18 protein-coding genes are annotated in these 20,757 nt (G+C 72.5%); 10 read left to right on the top strand and 8 right to left on the bottom strand.

The genetic code is table 11. From position 1 onward, the window contains the following. Positions 1–417 precede the first annotated feature (417 nt). Positions 418–1,344 (bottom strand): DUF3027 domain-containing protein, encoded by a 927-nt coding sequence (locus ABZX90_RS37865; protein ID WP_351120614.1) that lies wholly within the window; start codon positions 1,342–1,344, stop codon positions 418–420. A 650-nt stretch (positions 1,345–1,994) separates the two neighbouring features. On the opposite strand from ABZX90_RS37865, the gene ABZX90_RS37860 reads away from it, so the two are divergent. The 4 genes from ABZX90_RS37860 (at position 1,995) to ABZX90_RS37845 (ending at position 5,564) form a co-directional block, all read left to right on the top strand. Continuing rightward, positions 1,995–3,419, top strand: a complete 1,425-nt coding sequence (locus ABZX90_RS37860) for an MFS transporter (protein ID WP_351120616.1) — start codon at positions 1,995–1,997, stop codon at positions 3,417–3,419. Positions 3,420–3,494: 75 nt separating this feature from the next. Then, complete coding sequence (locus ABZX90_RS37855) at positions 3,495–3,992, top strand: DUF2771 domain-containing protein (RefSeq protein WP_351120618.1); 498 nt, start codon at positions 3,495–3,497, stop codon at positions 3,990–3,992. Further along, positions 3,962–4,717 (top strand): futalosine hydrolase, encoded by a 756-nt coding sequence (locus tag ABZX90_RS37850; protein WP_351120620.1) that lies wholly within the window; start codon positions 3,962–3,964, stop codon positions 4,715–4,717. Before ABZX90_RS37855 ends, ABZX90_RS37850 begins: the two co-directional genes overlap by 31 nt. Next, positions 4,701–5,564, top strand: a complete 864-nt coding sequence (locus ABZX90_RS37845; RefSeq protein WP_351120622.1) for a 1,4-dihydroxy-6-naphthoate synthase — start codon at positions 4,701–4,703, stop codon at positions 5,562–5,564. The genes ABZX90_RS37850 and ABZX90_RS37845 overlap by 17 nt, the downstream gene beginning before the upstream one ends. 63 nt (positions 5,565–5,627) lie before the next feature. Here ABZX90_RS37845 and ABZX90_RS37840 read toward each other — a convergent pair whose 3' ends face one another. Next, positions 5,628–6,011, bottom strand: coding sequence for a cold-shock protein (locus ABZX90_RS37840; protein WP_351120624.1), 384 nt, complete (start codon positions 6,009–6,011; stop codon positions 5,628–5,630). Positions 6,012–6,207: 196 nt separating this feature from the next. Here ABZX90_RS37840 and ABZX90_RS37835 point away from each other — a divergent pair, with 196 nt between their 5' ends. After that, positions 6,208–6,459, top strand: a complete 252-nt coding sequence (locus ABZX90_RS37835; protein WP_351120626.1) for a hypothetical protein — start codon at positions 6,208–6,210, stop codon at positions 6,457–6,459. A gap of 42 nt (positions 6,460–6,501) precedes the next feature. Here the strand turns inward: ABZX90_RS37835 and ABZX90_RS37830 are convergent, their stop codons facing one another. Together ABZX90_RS37830 and ABZX90_RS37825 are read right to left on the bottom strand one after the other, a co-directional pair. Continuing rightward, on the bottom strand, positions 6,502–7,122 hold the full coding sequence (locus ABZX90_RS37830) for an HAD family hydrolase (protein WP_351120628.1): 621 nt from the start codon (positions 7,120–7,122) through the stop codon (positions 6,502–6,504). A 43-nt stretch (positions 7,123–7,165) separates the two neighbouring features. Then, the gene (locus ABZX90_RS37825) at positions 7,166–8,152 is read right to left on the bottom strand and encodes a hypothetical protein (protein WP_355212774.1); all 987 of its coding nucleotides are present in this window, start codon (positions 8,150–8,152) and stop codon (positions 7,166–7,168) included. A gap of 195 nt (positions 8,153–8,347) precedes the next feature. Here ABZX90_RS37825 and ABZX90_RS37820 point away from each other — a divergent pair, with 195 nt between their 5' ends. Together ABZX90_RS37820 and ABZX90_RS37815 are read left to right on the top strand one after the other, a co-directional pair. Then, positions 8,348–10,891 carry a helicase C-terminal domain-containing protein gene (locus tag ABZX90_RS37820; RefSeq protein WP_355212772.1) on the top strand — a complete coding sequence of 848 codons (2,544 nt, stop codon included), beginning with the start codon at positions 8,348–8,350 and terminating at the stop codon, positions 10,889–10,891. Between the two features lie 75 nt (positions 10,892–10,966). Next, the gene (locus ABZX90_RS37815) at positions 10,967–12,616 is read left to right on the top strand and encodes a DNA repair helicase XPB (RefSeq protein WP_351120634.1); all 1,650 of its coding nucleotides are present in this window, start codon (positions 10,967–10,969) and stop codon (positions 12,614–12,616) included. An 87-nt stretch (positions 12,617–12,703) separates the two neighbouring features. On the opposite strand, the gene ABZX90_RS37810 is transcribed toward ABZX90_RS37815, so the two are convergent. Continuing rightward, complete coding sequence (locus ABZX90_RS37810) at positions 12,704–12,898, bottom strand: hypothetical protein (protein WP_351120636.1); 195 nt, start codon at positions 12,896–12,898, stop codon at positions 12,704–12,706. Positions 12,899–13,371: 473 nt separating this feature from the next. On the opposite strand from ABZX90_RS37810, the gene ABZX90_RS37805 reads away from it, so the two are divergent. Beyond that, positions 13,372–15,336, top strand: coding sequence for an ATP-binding domain-containing protein (locus ABZX90_RS37805; RefSeq protein ID WP_355212785.1), 1,965 nt, complete (start codon positions 13,372–13,374; stop codon positions 15,334–15,336). A 126-nt stretch (positions 15,337–15,462) separates the two neighbouring features. Here ABZX90_RS37805 and ABZX90_RS37800 read toward each other — a convergent pair whose 3' ends face one another. The 3 genes from ABZX90_RS37800 to ABZX90_RS37790 all read right to left on the bottom strand — a co-directional run bounded on the left by ABZX90_RS37800 (position 15,463) and on the right by ABZX90_RS37790 (position 18,667). Continuing rightward, on the bottom strand, positions 15,463–16,680 hold the full coding sequence (locus tag ABZX90_RS37800; protein ID WP_355212769.1) for a hypothetical protein: 1,218 nt from the start codon (positions 16,678–16,680) through the stop codon (positions 15,463–15,465). Between the two features lie 468 nt (positions 16,681–17,148). After that, the gene (locus ABZX90_RS37795) at positions 17,149–17,853 is read right to left on the bottom strand and encodes a copper homeostasis protein CutC (RefSeq protein ID WP_351120640.1); all 705 of its coding nucleotides are present in this window, start codon (positions 17,851–17,853) and stop codon (positions 17,149–17,151) included. Between the two features lie 136 nt (positions 17,854–17,989). After that, positions 17,990–18,667 carry a maleylpyruvate isomerase family mycothiol-dependent enzyme gene (locus tag ABZX90_RS37790; protein WP_355212767.1) on the bottom strand — a complete coding sequence of 226 codons (678 nt, stop codon included), beginning with the start codon at positions 18,665–18,667 and terminating at the stop codon, positions 17,990–17,992. A 48-nt stretch (positions 18,668–18,715) separates the two neighbouring features. Between ABZX90_RS37790 and ABZX90_RS37785 the strand changes: the two genes are divergently transcribed. Then, on the top strand, positions 18,716–19,399 hold the full coding sequence (locus ABZX90_RS37785; protein ID WP_355212766.1) for a hypothetical protein: 684 nt from the start codon (positions 18,716–18,718) through the stop codon (positions 19,397–19,399). Positions 19,400–19,539: 140 nt separating this feature from the next. Further along, complete coding sequence (locus ABZX90_RS37780; protein WP_355212783.1) at positions 19,540–20,748, top strand: Cmx/CmrA family chloramphenicol efflux MFS transporter; 1,209 nt, start codon at positions 19,540–19,542, stop codon at positions 20,746–20,748. The last annotated feature ends 9 nt before the right edge of the window (positions 20,749–20,757 follow it).

Genomic DNA, 20,757 nt, shown 5'->3' with positions numbered 1-20,757 from the left:
CGTCGCCGCTGGATCAGACGTGAGCTTCCGAGGGAACCGCTGCTCGATCCGAACGTAAGCGACGGGCATGCGATGTACCGGCACGGCCCCTTCCGCCGGATGACGGCCGCGGGCGCGATATCGCTTTTCAGCCCCGGCCGAGGGGAAATTCCTTTCGGCTCCGGGGAAAAAATTCAGCCCCTCCGGCGTTTGAGGAGCGGGGTCTGGGGCGGAGCCCCAGGTACGGGAAGGGTAGGGGCGGCGGGGGCGAAAGACGGTTGTGGGGCGGGGCATCCGTGCCGGGGACGGTGTGGACGCCGGTTCCCGGGCCCGGGGAGGGGGCCGCTACGAGGGGCGGCCGGTCCCCCGGGTCCCGGCCCGGGGAGGGGGCCGCTACGGGGGGGCGGCGGTCCCCCGGGTCCAGGGGGAGAGTGGGCGCTACGAGTGGCCGAGCTCGGCTGTGGACTCGTCCGGGGTCGCGGGTACCGAGCCAGAGTCGGGGGACGGACGCAGCGGGAACGGGTCCACCTGGGTCTCGTCGATCACCGGAGCCGGCGGCCGCGGAGGCTTCGGCATGACCGCCGCCTCGGAGTGCCCACCACACCCGTACGCGAGCGACACCACGCGCCCGTCGGCCGGAGAGAACTCATTCGCACAGACACCGAACGCCTGTCCGAGTGAGCCCCCGATGCGGTTGAGGAAGCCGCAGCTGACGCACGACGCGGGCGCGGCCTGCGCCATCGCCGTCTTGGGCCCGTACGACTCCTCCCAGCGGTCGGCGGCCACATGCAGCCCGTACCGGGAGAGCACCCGGGCCCGACGCAGTCCCAGTTCCTCGGCCACGGACGCGATCGAACCCCGGCGCGGGGCCATCGGCAGGTTCGCGGGCGTACCCGCGGTCACCTCCGCGTCCTCCGCCTCCACCAGCTCGGCCATGTCCTCCGAGACCGCGGAGTTCGGCGCGGGCTCGTCCTCGCCGGAGTAGCCCGGCTCCAGCCGGAGATCCTCGGCGTCCGTGGGCAGCAGGTCCCCGGGACCCATGTCGCCGGGGCGGAGCCGCTCGCTCCACGGCACCCACTCCGGGGCCAGCAGCGCGTCGGTACCGGGCAGCAGCACCGTCTCGTCGAGGGTGACGAGCTTCGCCCGGGAGGCGCGGGCCACGGTCGACGCCCAGCGCCAGCCGCGGTACCCCGGTTCCTTGCACTCGAAGTAGTGCGTGACAACGCGGTCCCCCTCGGAGACCAACCCAAGATGCTCGCCGACGATGCCGGGATGGGCGGCTTCCTCGGCTGCCGCGCGGGCGAGGTCGACGGCCTCGGCGCACAGACGGTCCGGGGTGCGGCTTCGCGTTGTCGCTGCGCTCACAGGTATCGCTTCTCTCCTACGCCGTCTCACGGGTGCGCCCATCCTCAGCGGGGGTGCGGACGGAGCGGACCGGTGGGCCGCGTCGACGTCCGCGCCCGATCGCACTCGGGCGCACCTACGCCATCCATTCTGCGGGATGGCCGAGAGGCGCGCGGCCGAGAACAATCGCCGCAGGCGCGTTACGCACGCTACCTTCTCCTGGCCCCTGGGCCCACACCGGCGGGCGTCTTCGGCGCTCCGCGCCGGGATCTTTGCCGCTCCGCGGCACCCGGACTCCACCGCTCCGCGGCGTTTTTCCCGGCGCTCCGCGCCGAAAGTTTCCCGCCCACACCACCCGTCTCGCCCCGTCGACAAGTGATCCGCCCAAGACCGGACGGTCTCGCCCGTCGACAAGTGATCCGCCCAAGACCCGACCGTCTCGTCCCGTCGAAAAATGGTCCACCCGAAACCGGACCGTCTCGCCCTTCGAAACGTGATCCACCCAGGACCACACCGGCCCGGTTTGGCGAAAAATGGGCGGCGGTCCTGTGCCGGACCGGCGCCACCCCCTGCCGAACAGGACCCGTCGGCGCCCCCCACTCGGCCCTCACCGAACCCCCGTACGCGCGGTAACCGCACTACGCACCCCGAACTCGGGGCACTATGACGGAGTGGCATCCGCAAGGTCGCCCCAGGGAGCAACCGGTATCGGTGGCGCCAAAGGGAGCAACGGGAGTGGCGGATCGGGCCGGGTGACCGGGTCCGTCCGTGCGGTGGGGCGTGCCCTGCACTTCCCGGTGACGCGGACGGCGCGCGGTATCCGCAAGGCGACGCACGCCCACGGGGCGGGCGAGTCGGGCCTCGGGAAACTGATCGAACTGCACGCGGTGAACGGCGCGGGCGATGTCATGATCACGGTGGCGCTGGCGTCCACCGTGTTCTTCTCCGTGCCGACCGACGAGGCCCGCGGCCGGGTCGCCCTCTACCTGGGCATCACGATGGCGCCCTTCGCCCTCCTCGCCCCCGTGATCGGCCCACTGCTTGACCGCCTGCCGCACGGCCGGCGGGCCGCGATGGCGGGCTCGATGCTCGTCCGGGCCATGCTCGCGCTGATGCTGTCGGGGGCGGTCGTCACCGGCACCTTCGAGCTGTATCCCGCCGCGCTCGGCGTGCTCGTCGCCTCCAAGGCGTACGGCGTGGTGCGCAGCGCCGTCGTACCCCGGCTCCTGCCACCGACGTTCTCCCTGGTCAAGGCGAATTCCCGGGTCACACTGGGCGGGCTCCTCGCCACCGGCGTGGCCGGGCCGATCGCCGCCGTGCTCCAGACGCTGGGAGCGCGCTATCCGCTCTACGGCGCCTTCGTGATCTTCATCGGGGGCACGTTCCTGTCGTTCTCGCTGCCGCCCAAGGTCGACTCCGCCAAGGGCGAGGACAAGGCGCTGCTCGCCGCCGACCCGGAGCATCTGCACGGCCCGCACCTGAAGAAACCCCCGCGCCCCGGACTGCGGACAGTGGGCACGGCCGTCACCCATGCGCTCGGCGCCAACGCCTCGCTGCGCTGCCTGTCCGGCTTCCTGATCTTCTTCCTCGCCTTCCTGCTGCGCCAGCAGCCGCTCAGCGGCAAGAGCGCGGCGGTCTCGCTCGGCCTGGTGGTCATCTCGGCGGGCGTGGGCAACGCGCTCGGCACGGCCGTCGGAGCCTGGCTGAAACAGCGGGCTCCGGAGATCATCATCGTGACGGTGGTGGCGTTCGTGCTGGCCGTCGCGATCACGGCGGCGTTCTTCTACGGCACCCTGCTGGTGGCGTCTCTCGCCGCGGTCGCCGGGTTCGCACAGGCCCTCGCCAAGCTGTCCCTGGACGCGCTGATCCAGCGCGACGTCCCCGAACTCGTCCGGAGTTCGGCCTTCGCCCGCTCCGAGACGCTGCTCCAGATGGCCTGGGTCCTCGGCGGAGCCATCGGCATCGCGATGCCGCTCAACGGCACGCTCGGCCTCTCCGTGGCCGCCGGGATCGTCGCCGTGGGCTGGCTGACGACCGTGCGGGGGCTGCTCGCCGTGGCACGCCGCGGCGGATCGGCCCGGCAGCGGGTCTCCTGAGCCGCGCGGGGGCCACACACGGCACGCCGCACCCCACGTGGGGGCACGGGTGGGCGTGCCCGATAGCCTTCGGCCATGACCTCCCTGCCCCGCGGCAGAGCCGCTAATGGACAACGCGCAGCGCGCCGTCGCCGCGCCGTAGCCACCGTCGGCGCCGTTTCCGCCGGACTCCTCGCCCTGTCCGCCTGTGACAAGCCGACGCCGATCGCCACCATCACGGTCGGCGACAACTCGGTGAGTTCCGAGACCGACTGCTACAACGACGGTGACGCGGTGCAGACCGCGGACCTGGCGAAGTGCCTGAAGTCCAAGGACATCAAGTCCATCAAGGTCGACCCCGACGAGACCGTGCGGTTCGGTGTGGACCCGAAGATCGCGGACAAGGGCTGGACGATCCTGATGAACGGTCAGCCGCTGACCGACTCCAGCACGAAGACGTACCGGACCATTCCCGGAAGTGTCTTCTTCAACGAGCAGTACGGGGCCACCGGCAACTCGACGCTCGTCTCCGTCAAGGAGGGCGACAAGACGGTGACCGGTCTGTGGACCTTCAAGCTCAAGAAGGACGCCTGATCGCTGCCGCCGGGCCCCGGGTGCTCGTGGCCACCGCCGTCCTCGCCGAGAGGGACGCGGTGGCCGGGGCGTCGTCGGGCGCGGGGCGTGAGATACGGCTCCCCGGGGCGGCGCTCCACCGGGTCGGTGGGCACGATCTGCTCGCCGCCGGTGTCGGCCCCGCCCGCGCCGCCGCCTCCGTCTCCGCCGCGCTGACCGCCGCGGCCCTCGACGGCGCGCCCTACGGTCTCGTCGTCTGCGCGGGTGTCGCCGGCGGATTCCAGCCCGGCGCGCCCGTGGGATCCCTCGTGGTCGCCGACGACATCGTCGCGGCGGACCTGGGCGCGGAGGCGCCGGAAGGGTTCCTCCCGGTCACCGAGCTCGGCTTCGGGACCGTCAGCCACCGGCCACCTGAATCACTCGTACGAGAGGCCGCGGCCGTCACCGGTGGCCGGGTCGGAACGATTCTCACCGTGTCGACCGTGACCGGCAGCGCCGCCCGCGCCGCCGAACTGCGGGCCCGGCATCCGCGGGCCCTCGCCGAGGCGATGGAGGGCTTCGGGGTCGCCGAGGCGGCAGGCGCGCACGGGGTGCCGGTGCTGGAGATCCGCGCGGTGTCCAATCCCGTCGGGCCGCGTGACCGCGCCGCGTGGCGTATCGGCGAAGCCCTCGCGGCCCTCACCGAGGCTTTCGGGAAGCTGGGGCCCCTCCTGGAGAGTTGGAACCCACATGACCGCACGCGCTGAAACCGCCGAAGCCCTGCAGATCGCCTACTCGCCCTGTCCGAACGACACCTTCGTCTTCGACGCCTGGGCGCACGGCCGTATCCCGGGCGCGCCCGCGCTCGACGTGACCTTCGCGGACATCGACATCACCAACGGCATGGCCGAGCGCGGTGAGTTCGACGTGCTGAAGGTGTCGTACGCCGTGCTGCCGTACGTCCTGGACCGCTACGCGCTGCTGCCCTGCGGCGGCGCGCTGGGGCGGGGCTGCGGGCCGCTCGTGCTGACCAGGGAGGCGGGGACCGACCTAAGGGGCCGTACCGTCGCTGTGCCGAGCGAGCGGTCGACGGCGTATCTGCTGTTCCGGCTGTGGGCGGCGGACACCGTTCCCGGCGGGGTCGGCGAGGTCGTGGTCATGCCGTTCCACGAGATCATGCCGGCCGTACGGGACGGGAAGGTCGACGCGGGGCTCGTCATCCACGAGGCGCGTTTCACCTACCAGAACTACGGGCTGCACAAGCTCGCCGACATGGGCGAGCACTGGGAGCGGACCACCGGGCTGCCGATCCCGCTGGGCGCGATCATCGCCAGGCGGTCGCTGGGAGCGGAGCGGCTCCGGGCGCTCGCCGACGCCACCCGTGCCTCGGTCCGCGCCGCCTGGGACGACCCCGAGGCCTCCCGCGCCTATGTCCTCGAACACGCCCAGGAGATGGACCCGAAGGTCGCGGACCAGCACATCGGCCTGTACGTCAACGAGTTCACGGCCGATCTGGGCGACGACGGGCACGCGGCGATCCGCGGACTGCTCACGCGCGCGGCGGCCGAGGGGCTGGTGCCGCCCCTCGGACCGAACGCGCTGGACTTCCCCTGATTTCTCCCCCGGACCTCTCCGAATTCCCCTCGGAACCCCGTCCGGGGGGCCGCTAACGGCCGGTCATACGTCGAGCTGGTCGGCGACCGCGCGCAGCAGACCGGCGATCTGCTTGCCGGAGGCCTTGTCGGGATAGCGGCCCTTCTCCAGCATCGGTGTGATGTTTTCGAGGAGGGTCGTCAGGTCCTGGACGATGGAGGCCAGTTCGTCCGGCTTGCGGCGCTGGGCGGCCGCGACCGAGGGGGTCGGGTCCAGGAGCGTCACCGAGAGCGCCTGATCGCCGCGCTGACCGGCGACCACGCCGAACTCGACGCGCTGGCCGGGCTTGAGGGCGTCGACTCCGGCGGGCAGGACCGAGGAATGGACGAAGACGTCGCCGCCGTCGTCGCGGGAGAGAAAGCCGAAGCCCTTCTCAATATTGAACCACTTGACTTTGCCGGTGGGCACGTCTGTCCTCGTCCTCGTACTCGTCGGTAACTGCCTGGGAACCGCTCGGGTGGTTGCGGGGGCAACTGCCCGTGAAACGCCTCTGGATAGCACTACAGCGGGTCCTCCGACCCGCCGGTACCAAGGCTAATGGTCCGTCGGCTCGTGACAAGACGTCGCTGGATTGTTCCTTCGCGCAGGGAACTACCCTGGTCGGGTGCGTGACAAAACCCAAGTGAATTCCCTCGAAGCCGGCGACCGGCTGATCCGTGCCGGTGCCATCGTCTTCTTCATCGGAGCGTTGGCCACACTGGTCACCGTGGCACCGCTGTTGCTCGGCACGAAACCTTTTCCGGTCTACATGTTCGGCTTGAGCATGCTCATGGGCGTCGGATTCCTGTTGGCCGCCGCGGGCGTGCTCCGGTCCGCCGCGGAAGGCCGCCGCCGGGCCCGCGCGGCCCGTTCCTGACGGCGGTCGCGTCGGCGGTCCGGTGGTGGCCCCACGCCGCGGCTAGCGGTGGTTCTCCAGCCAGGCCGGGAACTCCGTGAGGTCGCCGAGGACGACGTCCGCCCCGGCGGCGCGCAGTTCCTCGGCGTCGCACGGTCCGGTCGCCACGGCCACCGAGTACGCCCGTGCCGTGCGCGCGCCGCGTACGTCGCCGGTGTGGTCGCCGACGTACACGCTCGCGCCGTGCTCGCGCAGCGCCACCGCCTTCTGCTCGGCCCACAGGTTGCCGACGAGTTCGTCCGCGTCGATGGCCAGATGGTCCAGGTGCAGCCTGGCGTTGGGCTCCCACTTCGCGGTGACGACGACCGTGCGCCCGCCCGCCGCCCGCACCGCCTCGACGGCCTCGCGCGCGCCGGGCATCGCGAGCGTGCCGGTTATGGCGTGTTCGGGGTACATCGCGCGGTAGAGGTCGGCGATCGCCGCGACCTCCTCGGCCGGGAACCAGTGGGCGAGTTCGACCTCCAGCGGCGGACCGAGCCGCGTGACCACGAGATCCGAGTCGATGTACGTCCCGGTCCGCGCCGAGATCGCCTCGAAGCAGGCGTGGATCCCGGGGCGGGAGTCGATCAGGGTCATGTCGAGGTCGAACCCGATGGTCAGCGCTGGGGAAGTCATATGGACCATTGTGCCCAGGCCGCCGGGGAGCCGGTCCAGGCCTTTTCGGCGGTCAGGTCCGGCGCTGGGAGCGCCAGACCAGGTACAGGGCCGAGGCGACGGCCGCGCCGCGCACGATCCAGGGCCAGGTCTCGGTCATCGCGTCCTTCATGTGCCCCTCGGCGACGGGGTCGCCCCAGCGGCTGTTCGTACGGCCCCAGAGCCACACGGCGCCGGCCGTCACGGACAGTCCCGGCAGGACGAGAACGGCCCACTTCGACTCCGCGGGGGTCAGCCTGCGCGAGCCGTAGGCGATCAGCCAGCCGAGGCCGAGCGCGAACCAGTTGCCGATGACGGCGCCGGCCACGAGGAGGGCGGCGGCGAGCAGGAGCAGGGGGTTGGTGTAGCCGCTGAGGCGCGGGAAGCGGCGGCGCGCGACGGCTTCCTCGGCCTCCGGCTCGTCCTCGGGACCCGGTGCCGCAGCCTTCTCCCTGGCCGGGCCGGCGTCCTCCTCGGCTCCGCGGTCCTTCTCCCCCGGGGGCGGCTTGAGCAGGTCGGGGATCTCCACGCCGCCGACGAACCCCGGCACGTTGTCCCCGAGCCCGAAGGGGCTGTTGTTCACGCGCCACCAGTCCGGCTGGGTCGCGCTGTCGCCCAGTTCGTGCGCGCTCGCCAGGTGGGGCGGGGACGGGGCGTCGGCCCCGGCGCTCTCGGCGGGGCGCGGTCGGGGGACGACACGGCGCAGTCCCTTGGGGCGCTCCTGCGGTTCGGCGGCGGCACGCTGGGTGGGCACGGCGGCCTGGGTCCGCGTACCGGCTCCGGGGCCGTCGGCGCCCTGTCCGGCCGCCGCGACGATCTCGCCGGGGGTGCCGAGGCGGTCGAGGATGCGGCGGACGGCGGTGGGGCTGTCGACGGTGCTCTTCGCCCGGCGGCGGTCGATCTCGCCCCGCAGCTCCGAGACCAGGCGCATCCGGGTCGCCGACGGCAACTGCCGCTGCTGGGCCAGGTCGCCGACCCGGCTCAGATAGTCGAAGACCAGCTGGTCGCTCTCGATCCCCACGAAGTCCCCTCCGGGGCCGGTGCGTTGGATACCCCGCGGTGACGAAGGTACCGGTTTTTCCGTTCCGGGGAGCGCCGCGCCCGGGGCTCGGGCAGCCGTGCGACCCGCACCGGCCGCCGGGAACGCGCGACCGGTGAACGATCCACGGGCCGGGGGCCGAGCCCCGGGAGGGTGCCACCCGCTACCGTTGACAGGATGAGCCCCGAGACGACCGCTCCGCGGTCCCTGGCGGAAGCCCTCCGCGTGCGGGACGACGCCTCCCTGTCCGCCCTCCTGCGGTCCCGTCCGGACCTGATCACCCCCGTCCCCACGGATCTCACCCAGCTCGCCACCCGGGCGGGCACCCGGGCGTCGGTCGTCCGCGCCCTGGAACGTCTGGACCGTTTCACGCTCCAGACGGCGGAGGCGCTGGCGGTGGCGCCGGAACAGGCGACGTACGACGAACTGCTCGGGCTGCTGGCGGGCGACGACAACGACCCCACGGTCACGGCGGCGTTCCCGCACGCGCTCGCGACGCTCCGCGAGCAGGCCCTCGTCTGGGGCGGCGACGAACGTCTCCGCCTCGTACGGACGGCACGCGAGCTGCTCGCGCCGTCGCCGCAGCATCCGTCCCCGACGGGGCTCGGGCCGACGGTCGCCGAAGCCACGGCGGGCATCTCGCCGGGACGCATCCAGGAGCTCGTGGCCGCGGCGGGGCTGGCGACCACCCATGACTCCGTGTCGGCGGTGGCGTCGCTGAGTGCCCTGTTCACCGACCGGAGCCGGATGTCGGCGCTGCTCGACGAAGCGCCCGCCGAGGCGGTGGAGGTGCTGTCCCGGCTGGTGTGGGGGCCGCCGTACGGGCAGGTGACGGCCGAACCGGCCGCGCATCTGCGCTGGCTGATCGGACGGGGGCTGCTGCTGCCGACAGGGCCCGGCACGGTGGTCCTGCCCCGGGAGGTCGCCCTGCATCTGCGGGCCGGCCGCGCGCACCGGGTGACGGAACCGGTGGCGCCCGCGGTCGAGGCCGCGACGACACACCGTCCACAGGTTGTGGACAGTGCCGCCGCCGGTCAGGCGTACACGACGCTGGCGACCGTCGAGGAGCTGCTGAAGGACTGGCACGAGGGCGGTCCCGCGGTGCTGCGCGCGGGCGGGCTGAGCATGCGGGACCTGAAGCGGACGGCGGTGGCGCTCGACGTCTCCGAGCCGGTCGCCGCGTTCTGGGTGGAACTCGCCCACGCGGCGGGCCTGGTGGCGTCGGACGGCGCGGCGGAGGAACGGTACGCGGCGACTCCGGCCTACGACGAGTGGCTGGAGCTGCCCTCCCCGGAGCGCTGGACGAGGCTCGCCTCGGCATGGCTCGCGGCGACCCGCACGGCGGGTCTTGTCGGCGGACGGGACGCGAAGGACCGTACGCTCTCGGCGCTCGGCCCCGGCCTGGACCGTTCCGCTGCGCCCGAGGTCCGCCACCGCGTCCTGGCCCTCCTCGCCACGCTCCCCGAGGGCGCCTCGCCCGCCACGGACTCCCTCCTCGCCCGGCTGTACTGGGAGCGCCCCTCGCGCAGTGCCCGGCCCGCGCCGGACGACCTGCGCGCCCGGCTGGCCCGCTGGACGCTGTCCGAGGCGGAGCTGCTCGGGGTGACCGGCCGGGGCGCGCTGTCCGCCCAGGGGAGGGCGCTGCTGGGTCTGCCGGCCACGGCGGGCACGCGGGAGGCGGAGCCGTCCGGCCCCGGCGCCAAACTCCCCGCCCACAAACGGCACCACCCCGTGGCCGCCCCCGCGCCGCACTCCCCCGCCGAGCGGGCCGCGGCGGCGACCCGGGCCGCCAAGCTCCTGGCTCCGCTGCTGCCCGAGCCGCTCGACCACGTCCTGCTGCAGGCGGACCTGACGGCGGTCGCGCCCGGCCCGCTGGAGCGCCCCCTGGCCGACACGCTCAATGTGCTCGCGGATGTCGAGTCCAAGGGCGGGGCGACGGTCTACCGCTTCACTCCGGGCTCGGTGCGCCGGGCGCTCGACGCGGGCCGTTCGGCGTCCGACCTGCACGCCTTCCTCGCCGCCCACTCCCGTACGCCGGTTCCGCAGCCGCTCGCCTATCTGATCGACGACATGGCGCGCCGGCACGGGCACCTGCGGATCGGGGCGGCGTCGGCGTACGTCCGCTGCGACGACGACGCGGTGCTCAGCGAGATCCTCGCCGACAAGCGTTCGCAGGGGTTCGGACTCCGGCGGCTCGCGCCCACGGTGCTGGCCTCGCAGACCGACCCGGCGGCCCTCCTCGGGGGCCTCAGGGCGATGGGTTTCGCGCCCGCCGCCGAGTCGGTGGAGGGCGACGTCGTGATCACCCGGGCGCATGCCCACCGCACCCCGCCGCGCACCGCCCCGGAGCCCGTCCCGGACGGCCCGCCGGTGCCCGACGCCACCCTCCTCGGCGCCGCGATCCGCGCCATCCGGGCCGGGGACCTCGCCTCCACCACCCCGCGCAAGGCGGACCCGGGCGCCGACCACCCCGGCAACGGCGGGCTGCCCCGCACCAGCTCCGCCGAGACCCTCGCCACCATGCAGGCCGCCGTCATGACCGGCGAGGCGGTGTGGATCGGCTACGTCAACGCCGAGGGTGCCGCCAGCCAGCGCGTCATCGCCCCCATCCGGGTCGAGGGCGGCTTCGTCACGGCGTACGACCACACGGCGGACGAGGTCCGCACCTATCCGCTGCACCGGGTCACGGGGGTGGCGGAGCTGGCGGACGACCAGCCGTGATCACCCGCCGGTAGGGCACACTGGAGGTTTGGCCGAGCATCCGCGCCGGGTGCCGCCACGCAGAAAGGGACGGGTGTGAACGGACCCCTCATCGTCCAGTCCGACAAAACGCTCCTGCTCGAAGTCGATCATGAGCTGGCCGACGCCTGCCGTCGGGTCATCGCCCCCTTCGCCGAGCTGGAGCGGGCGCCCGAGCACATCCACACCTACCGGGTGACGCCGCTCGGCCTGTGGAACGCGCGGGCCGCCGGGCACGACGCCGAGCAGGTCGTGGACGCGCTGGTCGAGTTCAGCCGCTATCCGGTCCCGCACGCGCTGCTCGTGGACATCGCCGAGACGATGGACCGCTACGGGCGGCTGACGCTGAGCAAGCATCCGGCCCACGGACTCGTGCTCACGACCACCGACCGGCCCGTCCTGGAGGAGGTGCTGCGCTCGAAGCGCGTCGCACCGCTCGTCGGCAACCGGATCGACCCCGACACCGTGGCCGTGCATCCCTCCGAGCGCGGCCAGATCAAGCAGACCCTGCTGAAGCTCGGCTGGCCGGCCGAGGACCTCGCCGGATACGTCGACGGCGAGGCGCATGCCATCGAGCTCGACGAGGACGGCTGGGCGCTGCGGCCCTACCAGAAGCAGGCGGTGGAGAACTTCTGGCACGGCGGTTCCGGTGTGGTCGTGCTCCCCTGCGGAGCCGGCAAGACGCTCGTCGGGGCCGGTGCCATGGCGCAGGCCAAGGCGACCACCCTCATTCTCGTCACCAACACCGTCTCCGCCCGGCAGTGGAAGCACGAGCTGGTGAAGCGGACCTCGCTGACCGAGGAGGAGATCGGCGAGTACAGCGGGACGCGCAAGGAGATCCGTCCGGTCACGATCGCCACCTACCAGGTGCTGACGACCAAGCGGAAGGGCATCTACCCGCACCTCGAACTCTTCGACTCCCGCGACTGGGGCCTCATCCTCTACGACGAGGTCCATCTGCTGCCCGCTCCCGTCTTCAAGTTCACCGCCGACCTCCAGGCCCGGCGCCGACTGGGGCTGACCGCCACGCTCGTACGGGAGGACGGGCGCGAGTCGGACGTCTTCTCGCTCATCGGGCCCAAGCGGTTCGACGCGCCCTGGAAGGAGATCGAGGCGCAGGGCTACATCGCGCCCGCCGACTGTGTCGAGGTGCGGGTGAACCTCACGGACTCCGAGCGGCTCTCGTACGCGACCGCCGAGACCGAGGAGAAGTACCGCTTCTGCGCCACGACGGCGACCAAGCGGAAGGTGACCGAGGCGCTGGTCCGGAAGTTCGCGGGTCAGCAGATCCTCGTGATCGGCCAGTACATCGACCAGCTCGACGAGCTGGGTGAGCACCTGAACGCGCCCGTCATCAAGGGCGAGACCAGCAACGCCCAGCGGGAGAAGCTGTTCGACGCGTTCCGGGAGGGCGAGATCAGCGTGCTCGTCGTGTCCAAGGTCGCCAACTTCTCCATCGACCTGCCGGAGGCCACCGTGGCCATCCAGGTCTCGGGCACCTTCGGGTCCCGCCAGGAGGAGGCCCAGCGCCTGGGCCGCGTCCTGCGCCCGAAAGCCGACGGCCACCAGGCCCACTTCTACTCCGTCGTCGCCCGCGACACCATCGACCAGGACTTCGCCGCCCACCGCCAGCGCTTCCTGGCGGAACAGGGCTACGCCTACCGGATCATGGACGCGGACGAACTGCTGAAGGACAGCGACAGCTGAGTCCGGGCGGCCGGCGCGAGCGGCCGGCTGCGCCGGGCGAGGCGTCGGTCACGCTCCGTCGAAGGACGGGGTGCCGCCGGTGCCGGGTCACCGGCGCAGGACGCCTGCTTCTTCGCCGTATTCGCCGAGGAGGACGACTCCGAGGGCCGCGCGCCCGAACACCTTGACGGCGCGCACGGCGTCGCCGAGGCGGTGGCGGTGGTGGATGGAGGTGACGGCCGTCGCACCGCGCGCGACGGGCCCGGGGTGGGCAGGTCCATGGGTGAAAGTGGCTGCGCTCATATCTCCATGGTGCGGGCACCCCACCCCGAATGGCGTCGGTCTCCGGACCGAACCTCGCCACTCCCCAGGTACGGCTCCGGCCCATCCGCCGTACACCTCACGACGGACCCCGACCCCTAGGGTCTCCGGTGCCCGACCCTGACACGGCGGTCGGGCACCGGGAAAACCATTGGCCCCGGTCTCCGTCCGTCGCCTAGAATCTTCGCTCTTGCCCGCCTCCCTTCACGGAGTGCCGCCGCCCGGACGGAAACCGGACGGCACCTGGAATCACACCGGATTCCGAAGGGATTCTGGACAGTTTCCCAACGGAATCCGCAGAGATTCACGATCTGCAACACTCCCGCAGCAGATTTCGGAGGCAATTCCGCGTGCCCAGCCTGTCCGACGATCCGTCCGGCGCCCCTCCCGAGTCCGCCGATCCCCTCTCCCGCGAGCGGGCCCACCTCGCCGACTCCCGTTCGGCGCTCCGCGCTATGCGCGAGGACGCGGAGAACCTCGACATCCGCGACGTCACCGCGAACTGGGTGAACGCCGAGGTGCTGCACCGGCAGATCGGCGAGCGCATCAAGGCCCTCGCCGACCTCAGCCACACCCCGCTGTTCTTCGGACGGCTCGACTATCTGCATGCGCCGGGCGCCGACCAGGCTGAGGGCGCGGGCGGCGAGCGGTTCTACATCGGGCGGCGGCATGTGCACGACGCCGGCGGCGACCCGATGGTGATCGACTGGCGCGCGCCGGTGTCGCAGCCGTTCTACCGGGCCTCGAAGAAGGACCCGATGGACGTCGGGCTGCGCCGCCGCTTCGGCTACACCGGCGGCGACCTCACGGCCTACGAGGACGAGCACCTCTCCGACCCGGCCGAGGCCGCGGCCACCAGCAAGCTGCTCCAGCAGGAGATCGAGCGCCCGCGTGTCGGCCCGATGCGCGACATCGTGGCGACCATCCAGCCGGAGCAGGACGAGATCGTACGATCCGGGCTGTCCGGATCCGTCTGTGTGCAGGGAGGTCCCGGCACCGGGAAGACCGCGGTCGGCCTGCACCGGGTCGCGTATCTGCTGTACGCGCACCGTGACCGGCTCGCCCGCACCGGCACCTTGGTCATCGGGCCGAACAAGTCCTTCCTGCACTACATCGAGCAGGTCCTCCCCGCGCTCGGCGAGCTGGATGTCCGGCAGGCGACCGTCGACGATCTCGTCGCGCATGTCGAGGTGCGCGGCAGCGACGACGCGTCCGCGGCCGTCATCAAGGGCGACGCCCGGATGGCGGAGGTGCTGCGCCGGGCCGTCCGCTCGCACGTGACCCTGCCGACCGAGCCGGTGATGGTGGTCCGGGGTTCGCGGCGCTGGCGCGTCCCGGCGTACGAACTTGAAGAGATCGTGCGGGAGTTGCTCGACCGCGACATCCGGTACGGCGCCGCCCACCAGGCCCTTCCGCAGCGGATCGCGCACGCCGTGCTGGTCCAGATGGAGCGCTCGGGCGAGGCGCCGGACGACCGGGTGCAGGACGCCGTCGCCCGCAACGCCGCCGTGAAGGCCGCCGTCAAGGCGATCTGGCCGCCGGTCGACCCCGCGAAGCTCGTGCTCCGGCTGCTGACCGACGCGGAGTTCCTCGCCGCGCACGCGGAGGGGCTGCTCGACGAGGGCGAGCAGAAGGAGATCCGCTGGGCGAAGCCGGTGCGCAGCGTGAAGTCCGCCAAGTGGTCGGCCGCCGACGCCGTGCTGATCGACGAGGCCACCGATCTGGTCCAGCGCACTCACTCCCTCGGGCACGTGGTGCTCGACGAGGCGCAGGATCTGTCGCCGATGCAGTACCGCGCGGTGGGGCGGCGCTGCACGACCGGGTCGGCGACCGTGCTCGGGGACCTGGCGCAGGGGACGACCCCGTGGGCGACCCGGAGCTGGGCGGAGGCCCTCGGCCACCTGGGCAAGGGGGACGCCGTCGTGGAGGAGCTGACGGCGGGTTTCCGTGTCCCCACGGACGTCATCACCTACGCGTCCCGGCTGCTGCCGCACATCGCGCCCGGTCTCACGCCGGTCGCGTCGGTGCGCGAGAACCCGGGCTTCTTCGAGGTGCGTGCGAGCGAGGGGGACGCCGACGTCATGGCAGCGGTGGAGGAGTTGCTGGGCCATGAGGGGTCGGTCGGCCTGATCGCCGCCGACGCCCGGATCCCGGTGCTCGCCGAGGCGCTGGCGGCGGCCGGGCGGACGTATCTCGGTCCCGGTGAGGAGACGACGGCCGAGACCCGGCTGACCCTGGTACCGGCCTCGCTCGCCAAGGGCCTGGAGTACGACTTCGTGGTCCTGGACGAGCCGCGGGCCGTCGTCGACGGCGAACCCGACGAGCGCACCGGCCTGCGCCGCCTGTACGTGGCACTCACCCGGGCGGTCTCGGGGCTGATCGTGACACACGCGGCGCCGCTCCCGGCCGAGTTGGCCTGACCGGCCTGACCGGTTGGTGGCCCCCGGCGCGCACGCCGGGGGCCACCAACCGCGCTACGTTGGGCCTTACTTGAGGCCCTACGTGAGGCCTCGCTCAAGGTCCTGCTTGAAGCCCTACTTGAAGCCCTACTTGAACTTCCTGCTGATCGCCAGGTAGACCTGCTTGGCGTTCTCCCCGAGGCGCGGCCCGGTGATGAACGTCTTGCGGTCGCTCAGGGAGTTGTTGGAGACCAGGTAGGTCCGGCCGCTGTGGCTCATGAACCAGGGGCCGCCGGAGGCACCGCCGTTCATGGTGCAGCCGATCATGAACTGGGCGGGGACGTTCTTCGCGAGCACGAACCGCTTGGTGGCGCCGTGGCAGTCGTACATCTTCGAACCGTCGTAGGGCGCCTCGGCGGGGTAGCCGCGGACCTTCATGGTCTTGACCTTGTTGGCGGCCGGGGCGTTGAACCAGACCGGCAGGGCCGAACCGAGCTGTTCCTGAAGGGACTTGCTTCCGCTCTCGGGCTTGAGGTGGAGCACGGCGTAGTCGTACCCGGAGGCCGCGTTGCCCTGGTGCGAGCCGCCCTTGATCCACTGGGCGGAGGTGGTGGCCCAGTCGGCCCACCAGATGCCGTACGGGGAGACGGCCTTGGCGCGCGGGTCGGTGATCTGGCGGTTGCTCAGATTGCCGGCGTTGTTGTACGAGGGGACGAAGGCGATGTTGCGGTACCAGCCGCCGCCCTTGCCCGCGTGCACGCAATGGCCCGCGGTCCACACCATGTTGGACTTGCCGGGGTGCGCCGGGTCGGTGACGACGGCGGCCGAGCAGACCATGCTGCCCTCGGGCGAGGAGAAGAACAGCTTGCCGACGGGCGCCGCGTAGTGGTGGTAGGTCGCCTTGACCTTGGCGGCGGTCTGCTTCCTCACCGTGCCGTCGGGCAGGTAGGAGGTGGCGCCGCTGCCCGAGCCCGAACTGGTGCTGCCCGCCTGGGCGACCGGGATCCTGGCCTTGGCCTCGGCCATCTTCTCCGGCGTCCAGAAGTCCTTGATGTACGGGTTGGCGAAGTCCTCCGCCTTGGATGCCCAGTCGCTGTAGTCCTTCCACCCGCCGTTCTTCCACTTGTCCAGGGCGGCGCCGCTGAGGTCGGTGGGAATGCCGTCGGGCAGCTTGTAGCCGCCGATCGAGGTGGAGCCGTCGTCGTCCTGCCCGGTGTCGACACCCTTGTCCGCCTGGGCGGACGACGAGGGCCGGGCGGCGGCCGCGTCGTCGTCCTTCTTGCTGTCACAGGCCGTGGTGGTGATCATGACGGCCGCGATCACGGCCGCGGCGGCCGCGAGCGTGCGGCTGCGTATGGATGGCATGGAGCCCTGTCCCCCTGATGCTGCGGTACTGCGGTGCCCCTCGTTCCGGCACGCACATCTGTGTGATTGTCATGCCCCGGCCGATCGGGGCACCCCCAAATATGCACGCGAAAGGGCGGACGGTGATCGCCTCGTGACTCTCACAACACAACAACTACCTGGCGGAGATGGATCCGTGACCTGCCAGCCCGACGACACCGGAGCGGGCGGGGCGCCACAACCTGACGGACCGACGGGGCCGCAGGGGCGCCGGGACAGCGGGGGCGCGGAACGGCGGCACGGCCGGGACCGCCGGACGGGGCGGCACGGCCGGGACCGCCGGACGGGGCGGCACGGCCGGGACCGCCGGACCGCCGGACCGCCGGACCGCGAGACGGTAAGACCGCGAAACGCCGGAACGACGGGACGCCGGGACGCCGGGACCGCGGAACGCCAGCACCGCGGAACGCAAGCACCGCGGAACGCTTCCTACGCGTCGAGGGCGGTTCGCCACTCCCGTACGGCCGCCGTCGAGACCGGTCCTGCCCAGCCTCCCGGCCGTGCGGCTCCGCCGATGTGGAAGGCGTCGAGGCCCGCGGCGCGCAGCCGGGGGACATGGTCGAGGCGCAGGCCGCCGCCGACCATGATCCGCGGCTCGTATCCCGGTTCGCCGTGGCGGGTGGCCTCGGTCACGAGGGTGGCGAGCCCGTCGTCGACGCCCGCCGGGGAGCCGGCGGTCAGATAGGCGTCGAGGCCCGGCAGGTCCGCGAGCTGCTTGCGCAGGGCGTCGCGGTCGGCGGCACGGTCGATCGCGCGGTGGAACGTCCAGCGGCAGCCGTCCAGTTCGGCGACGATCCGCTCCACGGCGGCCAGGTCGGGGCCGCCGTGCTCGTCCAGGAAGCCGAGCACGAACTCGTCCGCGCCCGCCGCCCGCAGCTCGCCCGCGGCCCGTACGAGCGCGTCGACGCCCTTCGCGCCTCCCGCCGCGAAGCCGTCCGAGAGGCGCAGCATCACGCGCAGCGCGATGCCGACGGAGGCGCGGATCCCGGCGAAGGTCTCCACCGACGGGGTCAGCCCGTCGGCGGCCATGTCGGTGACCAGCTCCAGCCGGTCCGCACCGCCGGCCTGAGCGGCGACCGCGTCCTCCACGCCGAGGGCGATCACCTCCAGGACTGCGCTCTTCCGCTCGCTCATCGGACCTCTTCCCTTGGGCGGCTACAGGTCTAGTCCAATCCAAGAGTACGCGGGCGGAAGCGGAGGCGCGAGAAGATCACGTCGGCGGCAGGGGCGGTCGAGGGATTTCCCTTCCGCCCCCTCCCTCCTCCGCCGTTCATGCGAACAGATTCAGCTCGCCCACCTCCGCCCCCGCCAGTTCGTACTTCGTCGTCGTCGCAAGCGGCCGCCCCGAGTAGAGCCGTACGAGCGTCGCGGCGCCGCCGATGTAGCGCGCCGGCGGCCGGTCGCCGGGGACGCCGCCCAGGCGCAAGGGGTCGTCGAGGTCGTCGAGGTCCGCGTGCAGCGGCACATGGTCGCGTTCGCGGCTGACCCGGACCAGGAGCGTGAGGGCGTGCGGAAGTCCCGGACCCTCGTAGGCGCCCGGTTCCCCGAACGCCTCGCGCACGTCCCCGGCGTGCACCCACTCGCCGAGCGCGACCGCGTCGAGGACACCGCCGGCCCGGGCGATCGCCGGCCCCGCCTCGGTCATCCCGCGCTCCAGCTCGTCGACGACCCGCTCCGTCGCCCAGTCGCCGCGCTCGGCGATGTCGCGGTCGTTGGCCTCGGGACTGAACACCCCGGGTTCGAAGCGGCTCTCGGCGACCCGCATCAGCGCGGCCGAGCAGTGCGCCAGCAGCTCCCGCACCGTCCACGCCGGACACCCGGCCGTCGGACGCGCGAAGTCGCCCTCCGGCCTGGCCCGCAACAGCGGGATCAGCGCGTCTCGCTCGGTGCGCAGGAGCAGACCGGGCAGTTCCGGGTCCCGTACATCGTGTGCGTCTCCAGGAATCATGAGTCCACCGTATGAAGGGCTCGGCCGCACGGCGAGGACAATGGCGTCATGGCAGCAGAGAGCAACCGCCACCCGGCCCACGCGGAACTGGCGAAGCGCTGGGCGGACACCGTCCTGGCCGCCCGTGCCGGCGACGGCGGGTCCGGCCCGTCGCCGGAGCCCTACGCGGCGAACCTCCTGGAACGCTGGGCCGAACCCCAGCGCCGGTACCACACCACCGACCACCTCCTCGCGGTCCTCGACCACGTCGACGTACTGGAGGCGCACGGGGAGCACGCCGCCGACCCGGCAGCCGTACGTCTGGCGGCCTGGTTCCACGACGCCGTGTACCTCCCGGACCGCTCGGAGAACGAGGAGCGCTCCGCCCGGCTCGCCGAGCGCGCCCTGGCCGAACTGGGCGTCGGCGCGGACCTCACGGCCGAGGTCGCCCGCCTCGTCCGGCTCACCGTCTCCCACGACCCCGCCGACGGCGACACCGACGGCGCCGTCCTGTGCGACGCCGACCTGGCGATCCTGGCGTCGCCCCCGGCCGCGTACGCCGCCTACACCGCCGCCGTCCGCGAGGAGTACGCCTTCGTCCCCGACGACGCCTTCCGCGCGGGCCGGGCAGCCGTACTGCGCCAGCTCCTCGGCCTGCCCCGGCTGTTCAGGACGCCGTACGGGCAACGCGTGTGGGCGGAAGCGGCGCGCAGGAACATCGGCGGCGAGCTGGCGGCGCTGACGGAGGGATGAGGGGCGGACGCAAACAGTTCGACGGCGGGCGCCGGAGCCCGTACGAAGGAGACATGCCCCCGAGCCCCGGACCCCTGAAGCCGGACACGACGGCCACCACGCTCGTCACCGCCCCCGCCACCGCCGTCGCCCGCCCCCGTATGCCCCTGTCCGTCTACATCCTCGCCCTCTCCGTCTTCGCCCTCGGCACCAGCGAGTTCATGCTGTCCGGGCTGCTGCCGCCCATCGCGGACGACATGGGCGTGACGATCCCGCAGGCGGGCCTGCTGATATCGGCGTTCGCGATCGGCATGGTCGTCGGTGCGCCGCTGCTCGCCGCGGCCACGCTCCGCCTGCCGAGGCGGACCACCCTCGTCGCCCTGATCGCGGTCTTCGGGCTCGGCCAGGTGGCCGGCGCCCTCGCGCCCGGCTACGCCGTGCTGTTCGTGTCACGCGTCGTCAGCGCCCTGGCCTGCGCGGGCTTCTGGGCGGTCGGCGCGGCCGTGGCCATCGCGATGGTGCCGGTGACCTCGCGGGCGCGGGCGCTGGCCGTGATGATCGGCGGTCTGTCGATCGCGAACGTGCTGGGCGTGCCGGCGGGCGCGTTCCTCGGTGAGGGCCTCGGCTGGCGGGCCGCCTTCTGGGCCGTCGGAGCGGCGTCCGCGGTGGCGCTCGTCGGCATCGTGACCCTCGTCCCGCCGATTCCGCCCCCGGACGAGCGTCCGCGGCTCGGCAGGGAACTGCTCATCTACCGGGACCGCCAGGTGTGGCTGTCCATCGGCACGATCGCGCTCACCGCGGCCGGAGTCTTCTGCGCGTTCAGCTATCTCGCCCCGCTGCTCACCGATGTCGCCCACCTCGACGACGGCTGGGTCCCGGCCGTGCTGGCGCTGTTCGGCGTGGGCGCGCTCATCGGGACGGCGATCGGCGGGCGGTTCGCCGACGCGCACCTCTTCGGGGTGCTGTTCGCCGGCATGACGGCGGACACCGTCGTCCTCGTCGCGTTCGCCTCCCTCGGTCGCTACGCCGTCGCGGCCGTCCTGCTCTCCTTCCTGCTCGGGGTCGCCTGCTTCAGCACCGCCCCGGCCCTGAACGCCCGGATGTTCCATGTCGCCGCGGCCGCCCCGACCCTGGCCGCGGCCACCACCACCTCGGCCTTCAACCTGGGCAACACCGCCGGTCCCTGGCTCGGCGGAGCCGTCATCGACGCGGGGCTCGGGTACCCGGCCACCGCCTGGGCGGGCGCGGCGCTCAACGCGGCCGCCATCGGCCTGGCCTTCGTCTCGCTGCGACTGCACCGCCGTACGCCGGGCTCGCGGGTCGTGGGCAGGGCGAGCGCGGCGAACAATTCCGTACGTTCGAAGGCGTGATCCGCCTAT

Source organism: Streptomyces sp. NPDC002935 (assembly GCF_040611295.1).
Taxonomy (GTDB): Bacteria; Actinomycetota; Actinomycetes; order Streptomycetales; family Streptomycetaceae; genus Streptomyces.
This window is presented reverse-complemented; position numbering and strand designations above follow the sequence as displayed.